Genomic DNA, 13,207 nt, shown 5'->3' on the forward strand with positions numbered 1-13,207 from the left:
AAACTCTGTAAAAGGTTAAAATAGTCTGTGCAAACTCATCAGGTTGGAGGTTAGACTAGAGTTTGGCATTTTGTGTTGACTGCAATTTTTAAGGACTTGATTACAATTGAACGAGAATAGTAAATAAAACTCAAAAATATAAAAATTTCCTTAAAAGTCTAGCGATCGCCATGCCTGCTCATGTTTCTTAACAGAGCAAAGCAGGTCGTCTGACCGTTGAGCATCTTATATTGAATTTATTACGAGGTATGTTGACAGCTCATGATTTGGCCGTTTAAGCCTAAGTTTAGAAAACAAATTGCGCGGATTGAAATTACTGGTGCGATCGCCAGTACCACTCGCAAACGCGTCCTAGAAGCTCTGAAAACTGTAGAAGAAAAAAAGTTTCCGGCATTATTGCTACGTATCGATAGCCCTGGCGGTACAGTCGGAGATTCCCAAGAAATCTACAGCGCCCTGAAGCGTCTGCGCGAAAAAATTAAAATCGTCGCTAGCTTTGGCAATATCTCGGCTTCTGGAGGAGTCTACATCGGCATGGGAGCCGAACACATCGTCGCCAACCCAGGTACGATTACGGGTAGTATTGGTGTGATTTTACGTGGGAATAACTTGGAACGCTTGCTAGAAAAAATCGGTGTTTCCTTCAAGGTAATTAAGTCTGGCCCTTACAAAGACATATTGTCTTTCGACCGGGAACTGACTCAACCAGAAGAAAATATCCTGCAAGAGTTGATTGACACAAGTTATCAGCAGTTTGTGCAAACGGTAGCTGATGGCCGTTCTTTAACAGTAGAAGCTGTGAAAAGTTTCGCCGATGGGCGGATTTTTACTGGACAGCAAGCCCGAGAGTTGGGTGTTGTAGATCGCCTGGGTACAGAAGAAGATGCCCGTCGCTGGACAGCAGAACTAGTCGGACTTGATCCAGAAAAAACTCTCTGCTATACCCTAGAGGAACGTAAACCTTTATTGAGTCGACTTCTGCCAGGAAGTCGTCAAGTTTCATCAGGAATTCGATCTGGAATTGATTGGCTCGAATTTGAAGTCTCTACTAGTGGTTTACCGTTGTGGTTATATCGACCCTAATATCAGTTAGGAGAAGCCAGTGCGGTCTTCTCCCAAGGGGAGACGTTAAAAGCGATAGCGCAGCGTTAACGAGGTATGAGCGTCTGGGGTTTCCCCAAGTGGAGTAACTGGCGTTTATGAGTGAGGAGTTAGGAGTTAAAACTCTTAATTTCTCACTCTCAACTCCTAACCCCTAACTTTTTTATTTTAAGGAGGATTTGGGCGTGGAATGGCAAATGCGGGCTATTCGCGGAGCAACAACCGTTTCAGAAAATACCGTTGAGGCAATGCGAGAGGTAGTGACAGAACTACTAGATGAACTGGAAAACCGAAATCAATTCCAGCCGACGGACATGATTAGTGTGACTTTCTCAGTTACACGCGATTTGGATGCTATTTTTCCGGCTGCGATCGCTAGATCGCGTCCTGGTTGGGATAATGTGGCCATGTTAGATGTGCAGCAAATGCACGTCGAAGGCAGCTTACAGCGCTGTATTCGGTTCTTAATCCACGCTTATCTGCCAGCCTCTGCCTCAATTCATCATATTTATTTACGCAACGCCGCTAGCTTGCGTCCCGACTGGAGTTTGCCACAGTCTTTACAAACATCACAGCCAGTAGTGAAGTCAAAAGTGTAAATTATTTAAATCAAATATATGTAACAAACAGCACAAAAGTATAATTATATGCTGATGCGGCTGATCAACCTGCTGCTGATGGGAGAATATTACTAAGTTTGCCGTAGTGATTTGAGGTCTATTGGTGAGGTGATCGCGCCCAAAATCAATCGCATTTATCATAAAGTATTATCCACATCTCTCGAATCACCCTGCTCTTCCTCAATTTCCAAATCCAGAGCAAATATCAAAGCTTGTTTGATTTTTAGTAGTGTTTCATCTGGCAATTTGCCGAGTTTACGTTCCAGTCTTACAGCAGGGATTGAACCTTATGTTAAAAAAAATTCAAGGAATTTATAAAAACGGCAAAATTGAATTAGCTGAAACACCAGAAGGTATCACTGAAAGTTTAGTGTTTGTCACCTTCCTAGAAACTAAAGCCAGCCAATGGCCAGAAATAATCATGCAATATTCAGGTATAAAAGAAAGTATTATTTTTGAATCATATCGAGAGAAACTGATACCACCGAACGAGATAGAACTTTAATTATGTATGGGTTATTTACTGGATACTTGCGTCATTAGTGATTTTGTCAAAGGAGAAGAAAACACCCTCAAGCGAATAAAGTTAATCTCTCCTACTGAAATTTTTATTTCATCTCTAACAGTTATGGAGGTGAAATATGGATTAGTTATAAACCCACAACGCGCTGTTAAAATCCAATCAATTATTGAAATATTATTAGGTTCAATTACAATTTTACCTTTTGATTCAAAAGAAGCAAAACAAGCAGCCCAGATGAGAAGCTTTCTTAAATTAGCTGGTTCACCTATTGGTGCTTATGATGTACTTATAGCAGCCGCCGTAGTAATCAATAATCATATTGTGGTGACATCTAATGTCCGAGAATTTCAAAGAGTGCCTAACTTGCAAATCGAAAATTGGCGTTCTGTATGAATAATTGACTCCTCCCTTAAGTTAATGTGAGCTTCTCCAGCTTGCCTAAATATATAATTCTTAAAGTAAAACTGTATTACCTTTTCTGTGGAATAGAAGGCCATAAATGATGAATTAAGTGGTAATTCTGTCCCATCATCAGAATATTGAGAACTTGGTTTGGGTAGACGCGAGTATTTTTCCAGCGATTGGTTATTGAAATCAAAGATTTGTGTAGAGTTCTTACACTAAAGCATCCATTTCAAGCTTCTTTTAATCTTGGGTTCCTGAAACCATTATCAAATTATTCGTTGTATTCGGTTGAAGTTCTCTAAGATGTTCTGTTTGAATGAATTCATCAAACAATTTGAAAAACTGATCTAGTGCAGTGTGTTCATCTTGGGAAAAAAATAAAATAATTTGATCCCAAGTCTGATTGGAAGTTAAATTAAATTTCTGCTGAATCCAGGTTTGAAATTCTGAAAATTTCTGTTCTTGTGATGTTTGAGGGATTCCTATCTGGCGACGGGCAAAGCAGTAACCTGCTAGAAAAGTGCGGAGGTTGGATATGGAAGCTCGTCCTAAATACATAGCAGGACGTTTCCGTATATTGTGGATTAGATCATACAAATCAACCATCTGTGCCTCCAGCTTAAAAATCGGTTTCGGTGATTTGGAAATTGCCGCCTAAATCTAGAGCAGGGCAGTATAGGTTATTAATCCAGTCTACTCTGGAAATTCCTTCAGGGTGGATGTTGTCAAAAATGAGTTCTTGCCCATTAATTTCAACGGCGATCGCTTCATGTCGCCCATTAATAGAAATGTTTTGTCGGAGGCGTTCATGGTAAATGTTGCAAAAAGGATCTTCTATACTACCTGTGAACAGACTAATCTGTTTACCAGAAATGTTTTGATTAATAAGGAATTGGCGCAGGGCAATAGCACAGGAAACACATTGAAAAACTTGGAATTGTGAAGCGATCGCACTCAGTTGACTGTGAAGGCTAGCCTTGCTCATGATGTACTTTTGTCAAATTCCCAATGCTAGCCATTAGTGGGCGATTGCTGTATACAACAACTCTATTCTTTTTGATGATGAAACCGAATTCCTAAAAAGATGTCATAAACAAACTCAAAAAAGTCTTTTTTCTGCAACAATCCTGAAGTTTGATAACATCCTTTTTCATCTAAAAGGGGTTTCATAACATAGTATGCAGGTTGATAATTATACCAAGGAATAGAAGGCCATAAATGATGAATTAAGTGGTAATTCTGTCCCATAATCAGGATATTGAGAACTTGGTTTGGGTAAACGCGAGCATTTTTCCAGCGATCGCGCTCCGCAAAAGGACGATGGGGCAAATAGTCAAAAAATAATCCCAGTGCTATCCCCACCACAAAAGCTGGTATAAACCAAAAATTCAGAATGTAACCCAAAAAGTGGTATTGCACTGATATATAAACAATTGCACCGACAATTAAGCGGCTGATGAACCATTCCAATAGCTCATATTTCCGCCACAGTCGTCGTTGAAAGAAAAACACTTCGTGATATAAAAACCGCACCGCAATCAGCCATAGTGGGCCACCCGTAGAGACATAATGATCTGGGTCGTCTTCGGGATGATTCACATGTCCATGATGCTGTAAATGTACCCGCGTAAATACTGGAAAAGCAAAAGCTAGCATCAATGCACTGCCATGCCCTAACATTGCATTCATCACCCGGTTGCGATGGGCGGATTGGTGACAGGCATCATGAATTACCGTCCCAGCACAATGTAAGGCAATCGTATTAACGCTAAAGCACAGCCAATGCGGCCATTCCCAAAGCCAATAACCAAAGTTAGATAACACCAGCATCGCCACAGCTACGGAAAAAAGCATTAGCGTGGGATTGAAATCACCAGGAGGCGCTAAAAATTCCTTTGGTGGGATTGTCAGTGGCTTTTGTGCCTCCGATGTAATCATTTCTAAAATTGACTCCTTCTTTACCAAACATTACAAATATTACGATCAAGATTAGGGAATAAAAAACTTTTGCAAAGTTTTGTATAGCAAGATTTATCTACATCTTTGCATATCAGCAGATGAATAACGCTATGATTCCAGACGAGGACTAGTTTTTAGTGAATAAGTGGGGTATGACAATCGGCAAGAAGTTTATGGGATAAACTCCTTCATGGGGAGGATGGATACAAGATTGATGTACTATATCTAGTCTATCCCACAGCCCCCACTCTCCCATAAACCCTCTCTAACTGCTTATATCTTATTGATATAGCAGTGACTGAAAAGGAGATGACACTTAAGTTACGATGACTTCCCAGATAGCTCCCTAACTTCAGCCCCTATGCAACTAAGAGATTCTCTGCGCCGGACAAAAATTGTCGCTACTATTGGCCCTGCCACTAGCAGTCCTGAAATGCTCAAGGCGATTATTGAAGCGGGAGCCACGACGCTACGGCTAAACTTCTCCCACGGAACTCATGCCGACCATCAGCGTAGTATTCGCTTAATTCGGCAAACCGCTTTTGAATTAAATCAGCCAGTGGCTATTCTCCAAGACTTGCAAGGCCCAAAAATTCGCTTGGGGAAGTTTGACAACGGGTCTATAGTTTTAGCAAAAGGTGATCGCTTCACCTTGACAAATCGTCCAGTTGTCGGCACCCAGGAAATTAGTTGCGTCACTTACGATTATTTAGCCGAAGAAGTCCCGGTTGGTGCAAAAATTCTCCTCGATGATGGACGAGTAGAAATGGTAGTCGAAGAGATTAACCGAGACAAAGGTGATTTACATTGTCGGATCACCGTACCTGGTAAACTTTCTAACAACAAAGGCGTAAACTTTCCTGGCGTTTACCTGTCAATTAAGGCAATGACCGACAAAGACCGAGAGGATCTGATGTTTGGTCTAGATCAGGGTGTCGATTGGGTGGCACTTTCCTTTGTCCGCAATCCCCAGGACATGATCGAAATTAAAGAATTAATTTCCAGTACAGGCAAGCAAGTGCCAGTGGTTGCCAAAATTGAAAAGCACGAAGCCATCGAACAAATGGAGGCGATTCTAGCTTTGTGTGATGGGGTGATGGTTGCCAGAGGCGACTTAGGGGTGGAATTGCCAGCAGAAGATGTCCCGGTACTCCAAAAACGGCTAATTACTACAGCAAATCGCTTGGGAATTCCCATCATTACTGCCACCCAAATGTTAGACAGCATGGTGAGCAATCCCCGTCCCACTCGCGCTGAAGTGTCGGATGTGGCAAATGCGATTTTAGATGGCACAGACGCGGTAATGCTCTCTAATGAAACTGCTGTGGGTAGTTTCCCTGTAGAAGCAGTGGCGACGATGGCACGAATTGCCGAGCGGATGGAGCAGGAAGAAGCCCAACACTTAAACTTACGTTCTTTGAAAGATTCCCGGCGCTCCATTCCTAATGCAATTAGTCAAGCTGTCGGTCAAATTGCCGAACAACTAGGTGCAGCAGCAATCATGACCCTAACCCAAACGGGGGCAACAGCTCGCAATGTCTCTAAGTTTCGTCCTCGTACACCGATTTTGGCAGTAACACCCCATGTGAATGTAGCGCGGCAGCTACAAATGGTGTGGGGAGTCAAACCGCTATTGGTGCTAGGTTTACCTTCCACTGGTCAGACATTTCAAGCTGCGATTAATGTGGCTCAAGAGCTGAAGTTACTGTCCGAGGGAGATTTAGTAGTGATGACTGCTGGCACACTCCAGGGAATTTCCGGCTCCACTGATTTGATTAAGGTAGAGGTGGTGACGGCAATACTAGGTCACGGAATTGGACTCGGACAAGGTTCAGTCAGTGGTCGCGCACGGGTGGCGAATACTGGTATGGATGTAAGTAACTTTAATCATGGAGACATATTGGTTGCACCTCGCACTAGTGCCGATTTCGTCGAGGCAATTCGGAAAGCTGCCGGGATTATTACGGAAGAAGAAAGTCTTACAAGTCACGCAGCAGTGATTGGCTTGCGTCTCGGTGTTCCAGTGATTGTCGGCGTGAAGCAAGCAACGCAGGCGATTCGGGATGGAGCGATTATAACGCTGGATCTGCAACGGGGTTTAATTTACTCAGGGGCGGTGAGAACGGCTTAGGGCTGGGGGTTGGAGACTGGGGACTGGTGGGAGCAGAGGAGAGAAAGCAATGCCCAATGCCCCATACCCAATGCCCTTATCAAACAGTTGCGATCGCCACTCCAAGCCATCCAGCAAAATTTTGCTGCTGTGTGGAATCAGGATGCTCAACAGGTTTTACCTGATACCTTGTTGGACGTGGTGAGGCGAGGGTGATGGAAGAAGTACGGAGTACGTCTTGGTGGAAAACTGCGACTTGAATGGTATCGTTTGGTTGGTAATCTTTTAGGCGATCGCTTAAGCTACCCGCTGTTACCTTAATCCCATCAATTGCTAACAACTCATCACCTGCATTAATTCCTCCCGCTTGTGCAGGTGAACCAGTCTCCACAAACTTAATCATTTCCCGCCCATTCTCTGTATTTATTCTCACACCCAAGTAAGGTTCTTCTTGCTGTTCAGCTAACAACTGCAAACCAAAGGGTTCTAAATACTCATTCAAGGGTAAATCTTCAGTGCCATCAATATAGCGTTTAAAGAAATCAGTCAAATCGGTTTCTGCAACAGATTCTATAACTTCCTGTAACTGTTCTGGTGTATAACCAATTTCAGGTTGCCCAAATTGCTGCCACATTTTCAGCATCACGTCATCGAGGGAGCGCTGATTGTCGTGAGTAGAGCGAATCAGTAAATCCAGCAATAACGATACCATTTCTCCTTTTAAATAGTAGGAAATTTGGGAATTGCCGCTATTTGCATCCGGGCGATAAAGTTTTATCCAGGCATCAAAACTTGATTCGGAAACGGGTTGTACCTTGCGCCCCGGTGTTATTTCATATCTGGTAATTTCCTTGCTCAAGTTATTCAAATACCATTGAACATCATAAATCCCTGCCCGCAAAGGAATTAACAAGTCATAGTAACTAGTAGTGCCTTCACAAAACCATAATGATGGTGTGTAATTTTCTTGGTCGTAATCAAAAACCTCTAATGCTTTTGGGCGGATTCGCTTAACATTCCACAAGTGAAAGAACTCGTGTGCTACCAATTGGATGAAGCGATTGTACTTATCCTGAGCGCGAAATCCAAAACGCTGGTAAATTAAGGAGCAAGAGTCCTTATGCTCCAAACCGCCAAAAGCTTGGCTAAATAAATGTAGCAGAAACACATATCGTTCATAAGGCAAACCGCCGAACATCTGCGATTCTACTTGAATAATTTTCTGAATATCAGCAATCATTTGCTGGGCTTGGAAATTTCCCTGTCCCCAGATTGCTAGTTCATGGGGTTTTCCTAATACTTCAAATTTATACAATTGGTGGCTACCAATCTCAAAGGGAGTATCCACCAGAGTATCAAAATCGCCAGCCAAGAAAGTATTTGTTTCCTGAGCAACAGGTGGTAAAGCAGTAGTTACTTGCCATTCCGGCTGTGGTGGTACGATGGTGACGCGAATGGGTTGGTTCTCCCAGCCGTGGATTCTAAAGAATAATGCCGCACCGTTAAAATAACCGTGGGTGGCATCTAGGTGATTTGTCCGTACCGATAGCTCATTCGCAAAAATGCGGTAACGTACAGTTAATTCTGAAATACCTATTTTGTCTACCTGCCAGTGATTTTTACTGATCTTCCGCCAAGGTAAAGGCTTATCTGCTGTAAAAACCGCAAAATCTTGTAAGTTTTTGGCGTATTCTCGGACTAAATAGGAACCTGGTGTCCACACTGGCAGTTTTAAATCGAGAAGCGGTGAGGGATAATCCACAAGGTGTAAAATCACCTCGAACAAATGGGTTTCTGGTTGAGACATTGCCACCAGGTAATGAATCGTTGGCCCAGTTTCTTGGACGTAAGTGTTGGGACGAGTTGCTGTTGCTTCAGTCATCTTGTTTGCTGAGGTAATTGTTAATGGGCTAAGTCCCGCTGCTTTTGCGGAGTGTCTTTTAAAAGAAGACAGTAATTCGTTGTTAAGAGACCCCACGGGGAAATCCGCTTGCTCTCAAATAAAAATTACACTTTATTTCTTTTCCATAACTAAGTTATGGAACTTCTCTATAGTACATAAATGCTACAGGGAATTTGGGTATTTCAGGTATATTTAGTAGCCTGTGATGTCTACGACGGGCTACGCCAACGCACCAAAAATCGACACTATTGAGGCCGAGTCAAAAGTAAAGAAATGGCGCAGATTCTCCGATTGACTATATCTAAGCTATAATCGCACACTCGCTCGCAAGGAATTTTTAACTACTTTAGGACTTACACATTGACAAAAAACGTCATCTATAAAATCTAGATAGTTGTGCCTGTGCGACGTTTTTTATCAGCGCAGTGATAGAGATAGAGTGCTGGGTGGAGTGATGTCATCCACTGCGGGGTCTAGATTTGTGAAGCACCTACACCTCTAAATAAGCAAGTCAACCAAAGCGTATTGTTGGTTGACTTAACTTAATACCAAAATTTGTCTCACTGAATAAATAAAGCAATCACACTTTGCCAGCCAAGTTCATCAGCTGTTTGAAGTTCACAAGATAAGTGGTGTTGTTGGTGCTATCAATGTTAATCCACCCTTTTTCATGCAGCTTTTGCATAATTTTGGTGGTTTCTTCAACGCCGATTTCTGTCACCTCTGCTAAATCTTTAAACGGAACGTTAAAAATTTCTTTTCCTAAGTCTGATTCCTGACCATAGCTTTCGCCTAAACTTACTAAAGTATGGGCGAGTTTAACCGCTGGTGGTGAAGATCGCATTTGCAAGCGCAGGTTAATTTGTCGCAATCGCCGCACCATCAGTTGCAACATCCGGTGATGTAACTGCGGGTCTTTAAACAATATTTGAATAAAACGCTCTCTGGAGATACTAAGCAACTTCACGGGCGAAAGGGCTATGACATCAGTTGAACGTGGAGATTCATCCAAAATTGCCATTTCTCCAAAAAAATCGCCACGACCAAAAATTGCCAGAGCTACTGAATCTTCCCCGACGGTACGCCGGACTTTGACCCAACCAGAAACCACGAAGTAAACGGCGTTACCCCAGGCATCTTCCATCACAACGGCTCGCCCAGATGGGTATTCATGTTCAATTGCAACATTGAGTAGCCATTCCAAAGTCTGTGGATTGGCTGTACTCATTAAGGGGAAAAGTTCACTAAAAACCTCAGTTAGCATGAAATATTTGCAACAATGGGATTCAAGAGCGGGAAACTGGCTTTGTTTGCTACTATAAGTTTGTTTAAACCGTAATCTTACTTAGAATACGATCGCAAAATTTGTATTTATTTGAAATGAACCTCTAAGGTTGATTAATATGGGGTTCCGTTACAACATAACAATTATGTATGCGAACGAAATCAGCGTTTTCACTTACAGAGCGATGATTTACTGTTTGTTGGTGGATTGCCATCTAGTGCCAGTATTTTAATCTGTTGGTCTAAATTTTTTACTAATTGATTCAGGGCAACTAAAGCCTCTAATTGCTGAGAATCATGGCTGGGATTGAGTAAAAGCCGTTGTTGTAGTTCATGTAACTTTAAGCTTAGTTGTTGAGATATTTTTAAGGCATCGCGGCCTAGACGCACCAACTGCTGTTGTTGATAGAATTTTAATGCTGCTCCTCGCAAGACTTGGAGTGTTGCCTCTTCGCCGTGGATTCCCGGCATGACTCGCAAGCGTAATAATAAGCGGTCTTTTTGATATACATATTCCTTTTCTACCTGTTTTGGTTCTGCAAATGTTGTAACAGGCAGGGAAGCGAACCGCTTTAATTCATTTAGTACTCCTTGGAAAACCGAGAGCGGCAGTTTATCTAATACAGACTGTAAAACTCCATTGTCACTCCACAGTATCCTGCCTTCGTAAGCTTGTCTTTCTAAATACAGCCGACCAATTCCCCCAGCCAAGATTCGCTCCAGTAATTCTTCGAGTAATTTCTTGGGTGGCAGTGTTGGTAGCAACTCAATCGGACTCAGTAGTTCGGGAGCTTGTATGGGCAAAATGGGTAAATTATTTGCTGCTACTTCGAAATTCTCGCCTTCTTGACCTCTGAAAATAGGGGTTAAGAACGTCGTAGTTTGAGACGATTGGTCTAACTCTGGGATAGGAGGCAAGTCTACCCGTTGCCCAGAATGTTGACGCTTTTGTGTCTGAAACATCATCAACATTGGTTGTTGATGTGATTCTGAGTCGGCATCTAGGGAGGGAATGGGTGTGTCAGCAATGCTAGGAGAGTCTACTGTTGGCTGATGCAGTTTTTTGGCATCTAGCTGAGATGTATTTTTATGGTTGAGGTAGGCTGATAATATTCTGCGGTGAGCGTCGGCTGCGATCGCCTCAATTACCATTGTGCAATTGATAGAAGACAAAATGCGACCAACATAATCTAGTGCTTCGTCTTCGTGTGGATAAACCATAGCTAGCAAGAGGCTTTTGTCTTCTAATCTCAAAGGCAAAATCTGATGGTAGAGGCAAGCTTCAAAGGACAACAGGCTATCAATAAGTTGAAATATTTGTTCGCGATCGCTTCCTTCCTCCCAACTCGTTTGAGCGGCAGTTAGCATTTGCTGTATATTTGCTGCGGTATCATTTAGTTTGCCCTTTGAAGACAACATAGATTTGATTCATTAGTATTTACTTATATTTTGCCTTTAATTCAATAGGTAGTTAATAAAGATACTTTGTTGGATTATTAAAATTTCAACTATATATACTTAAGTAAATGTAAGTAGAAGATGAATTTTATATTTAGGCTAGGGATAATACTGAGCCTTGGCAGTTGTACTGAGCGAACGCGAACAGCGTCTCGTAGAGAAGCATTGGGCATTGGGCATTGGTTATTCTCCTCTGCTCCCCTGCTCCCCGCTTCCCCGCCCCGCTCCCCGCTCCCCATTTCAAACTACTCCTGGCTTCTTAAAGCTTGGGCTACAAGATAGATTTTTGTCCATTCACCTAGCACTTGATGGGTTTTGAGTTTTAACTGTTGAGCTATTGCTTCTATTGAGTTACCCGCTTTCCGCAAATCGAGAATCTGCCGCCCCAGAGGAGTCAATTTTTCATCAAGTTGCTGCCATTGGTTTTTCGTTAACCCCAAGTTATGTTCTTGCAAAGAAATTGAGAGCCAACTATCTACGAGTTCTGGTTTACCTTTGAGGGCAAAAACGCGCACGGCGTGGTAACTGATTTTTTCTCGCAGTCGGTATACTTCTTTAGTCTGCTTATTCAGTTTCTGGGCAATCTCTTCCTGGGACTTACCTTTTAGATACAATCGTAGCCATTCCACTGCCTCTGTTCCCAGATTTTCTTGTAAATAATTTTCAAATTCTTTTTGTACTGATTGCCGCAGCGCCTGTTGTTCCTCTAATTGTTGCGCTTCTTGATATTCGGCGATCGCTTGACTATCGACTAAGTTAATTCGATTGTCACTGTCGTCTGTAAGAACTTCTTCTGATACTAGTCTAATCAAGTCACGGCTAGGCACTTGGGTTAAGCCACCGCGTTGAGTACGACGCAAATAATTCACAAATCGGTAAGCTAATAGGGGTTGATTGCGTACTGGTCGCAAACAATATTCTTCTACACTGGCAAATAGCAGAGCATCCCCTAATCGTCTATCGGTTGTATATTTGGCGATATCAGCCATTTGCTGTTGCATCTGACTATCGCTTTGGAGTAATTCTTGGAGTACTTCTTGTAACACATCCATCACACTACGCTGGCGATCGCGGCTGAGGGAAACCCAAGTCTGAATCTTATTCCGTAATGTTACTAAACTCCCCAATCGCGTTATCAAGTTACGATAAGCACGTTCTCGCCCTAGCCCCAAGTAGCGTTGACGTAAAATCCTCCACCGATATTCCATCGCTTGTTTGGCGATTTCAAGTTCTTTTGGGTTAAACAGATCAAACCGTTTTGAGTCAGATCCCAACAGCCAGAGAATAATGCTTTGCCTCGTGGCTTCATTTTGGTCTGGACATTCTACAGCCAAGCGCTGTTGCCAATCTAAAGCCAGTTGTTCCACATCTTTTGCCATAGTGAGATTGCATTCCTCGAAACTCAATTTTGAAGTTTGCATCACAACCCCCATTTGCCCCACCTAATTGTTTAACTGGCAGCTACCTCAGTTTTCATGAGTTTCATGAAAATAGCTCAGTGATTCTACTTTTATTACGTCTTAATTCACTGAAATTATGCAGAAATTTCTACATCGATAGTTTTGTTTTCAATCTCAAATGCTCAAAGACATTACATAGCAAGCATTTGGGTCAATTTTGCCGAATTAAACTTTTTGTAAAGTTATGTCTTCTCACTGAAAATAGAAATCTGCTCAGAGTAGTGAAGCTACTTATATGCACAAAATGGGTCAGATAAATCTGACGTTTTGTAACAGATTCGAAAAACGAATCTAATCTAATTTAACTCTATGTCAGATATCATTTTACTTGTATAATTTTCAAAGCTTAGAAGTCCTTCACGCAGGAAGATAATTAGATAACTC

At 42.2% G+C, this 13,207-nt stretch carries 12 protein-coding genes and 1 pseudogene; 5 read left to right on the plus strand and 8 right to left on the minus strand.

Translation table 11 applies throughout. The annotated features are described in order from the left end of the window. Positions 1-261: 261 nt before the first annotated feature. The 4 genes from sppA to H6G97_RS14030 all read left to right on the plus strand — a co-directional run bounded on the left by sppA (position 262) and on the right by H6G97_RS14030 (position 2,637). Entirely contained in the window at positions 262-1,083 is an 822-nt protein-coding gene (sppA, locus tag H6G97_RS14015) for a signal peptide peptidase SppA (protein WP_190941191.1), read from the plus strand. A 215-nt stretch (positions 1,084-1,298) separates the two neighbouring features. Next, positions 1,299-1,700 carry a chorismate mutase gene (gene aroH, locus H6G97_RS14020; RefSeq protein WP_199339752.1) on the plus strand — a complete coding sequence of 134 codons (402 nt, stop codon included), beginning with the start codon at positions 1,299-1,301 and terminating at the stop codon, positions 1,698-1,700. A gap of 310 nt (positions 1,701-2,010) precedes the next feature. Beyond that, complete coding sequence (locus H6G97_RS14025) at positions 2,011-2,226, plus strand: hypothetical protein (protein ID WP_190941192.1); 216 nt, start codon at positions 2,011-2,013, stop codon at positions 2,224-2,226. A gap of 6 nt (positions 2,227-2,232) precedes the next feature. Continuing rightward, positions 2,233-2,637 carry a type II toxin-antitoxin system VapC family toxin gene (locus H6G97_RS14030; protein ID WP_190941193.1) on the plus strand — a complete coding sequence of 135 codons (405 nt, stop codon included), beginning with the start codon at positions 2,233-2,235 and terminating at the stop codon, positions 2,635-2,637. An 88-nt stretch (positions 2,638-2,725) separates the two neighbouring features. Here H6G97_RS14030 and H6G97_RS14035 read toward each other — a convergent pair. The 4 genes and pseudogenes from H6G97_RS14035 to crtR form a co-directional block, all read right to left on the minus strand. Further along, positions 2,726-2,827: pseudogene (locus tag H6G97_RS14035) on the minus strand (fatty acid desaturase); the annotation flags it as partial. A gap of 62 nt (positions 2,828-2,889) precedes the next feature. Beyond that, entirely contained in the window at positions 2,890-3,255 is a 366-nt protein-coding gene (locus H6G97_RS14040) for a hypothetical protein (RefSeq protein ID WP_190941194.1), read from the minus strand. A 13-nt stretch (positions 3,256-3,268) separates the two neighbouring features. Then, a complete protein-coding gene (locus tag H6G97_RS14045) occupies positions 3,269-3,634 on the minus strand; it encodes a papain fold toxin domain-containing protein (protein WP_190941195.1) in 366 nt (121 codons plus the stop codon). A 62-nt stretch (positions 3,635-3,696) separates the two neighbouring features. Beyond that, positions 3,697-4,587, minus strand: coding sequence for a beta-carotene hydroxylase (crtR, locus tag H6G97_RS14050; protein ID WP_190941196.1), 891 nt, complete (start codon positions 4,585-4,587; stop codon positions 3,697-3,699). Positions 4,588-4,969: 382 nt separating this feature from the next. Between crtR and pyk the strand changes: the two genes are divergently transcribed. Further along, positions 4,970-6,739 carry a pyruvate kinase gene (pyk, locus tag H6G97_RS14055; protein ID WP_190941197.1) on the plus strand — a complete coding sequence of 590 codons (1,770 nt, stop codon included), beginning with the start codon at positions 4,970-4,972 and terminating at the stop codon, positions 6,737-6,739. A gap of 79 nt (positions 6,740-6,818) precedes the next feature. Here pyk and H6G97_RS14060 read toward each other — a convergent pair whose 3' ends face one another. The 4 genes from H6G97_RS14060 to H6G97_RS14075 form a co-directional block, all read right to left on the minus strand. Next, a complete protein-coding gene (locus H6G97_RS14060) occupies positions 6,819-8,600 on the minus strand; it encodes a M61 family metallopeptidase (protein ID WP_190941198.1) in 1,782 nt (593 codons plus the stop codon). Positions 8,601-9,201: 601 nt separating this feature from the next. Further along, a complete protein-coding gene (locus H6G97_RS14065; RefSeq protein WP_190941199.1) occupies positions 9,202-9,885 on the minus strand; it encodes a Crp/Fnr family transcriptional regulator in 684 nt (227 codons plus the stop codon). Between the two features lie 191 nt (positions 9,886-10,076). After that, a complete protein-coding gene (locus H6G97_RS14070) occupies positions 10,077-11,324 on the minus strand; it encodes a GspE/PulE/PilB domain-containing protein (protein ID WP_190941200.1) in 1,248 nt (415 codons plus the stop codon). Positions 11,325-11,608: 284 nt separating this feature from the next. Next, complete coding sequence (locus H6G97_RS14075; RefSeq protein WP_190941201.1) at positions 11,609-12,796, minus strand: HetZ-related protein 2; 1,188 nt, start codon at positions 12,794-12,796, stop codon at positions 11,609-11,611. Positions 12,797-13,207 lie beyond the last annotated feature (411 nt).

This window comes from Nostoc flagelliforme FACHB-838 (assembly GCF_014698065.1).
Lineage (GTDB): Bacteria > Cyanobacteriota > Cyanobacteriia > Cyanobacteriales > Nostocaceae > Nostoc > Nostoc flagelliforme_B.

Coding starts and splice junctions, on each gene's coding strand:
- H6G97_RS14065 (WP_190941199.1), bottom strand. CDS start 9,885: ATGCTAACTGAGGTTTTTAGTGAACTTTTCCCCTTAATGAGTACAGCC.
- pyk (WP_190941197.1), top strand. CDS start 4,970: ATGCAACTAAGAGATTCTCTGCGCCGGACAAAAATTGTCGCTACTATT.
- crtR (WP_190941196.1), bottom strand. CDS start 4,587: ATGATTACATCGGAGGCACAAAAGCCACTGACAATCCCACCAAAGGAA.
- H6G97_RS14075 (WP_190941201.1), bottom strand. CDS start 12,796: ATGGGGGTTGTGATGCAAACTTCAAAATTGAGTTTCGAGGAATGCAAT.
- H6G97_RS14040 (WP_190941194.1), bottom strand. CDS start 3,255: ATGGTTGATTTGTATGATCTAATCCACAATATACGGAAACGTCCTGCT.
- aroH (WP_199339752.1), top strand. CDS start 1,299: ATGCGGGCTATTCGCGGAGCAACAACCGTTTCAGAAAATACCGTTGAG.
- H6G97_RS14045 (WP_190941195.1), bottom strand. CDS start 3,634: ATGAGCAAGGCTAGCCTTCACAGTCAACTGAGTGCGATCGCTTCACAA.
- sppA (WP_190941191.1), top strand. CDS start 262: ATGATTTGGCCGTTTAAGCCTAAGTTTAGAAAACAAATTGCGCGGATT.
- H6G97_RS14060 (WP_190941198.1), bottom strand. CDS start 8,600: ATGACTGAAGCAACAGCAACTCGTCCCAACACTTACGTCCAAGAAACT.
- H6G97_RS14030 (WP_190941193.1), top strand. CDS start 2,233: ATGGGTTATTTACTGGATACTTGCGTCATTAGTGATTTTGTCAAAGGA.
- H6G97_RS14070 (WP_190941200.1), bottom strand. CDS start 11,324: ATGTTGTCTTCAAAGGGCAAACTAAATGATACCGCAGCAAATATACAG.
- H6G97_RS14025 (WP_190941192.1), top strand. CDS start 2,011: ATGTTAAAAAAAATTCAAGGAATTTATAAAAACGGCAAAATTGAATTA.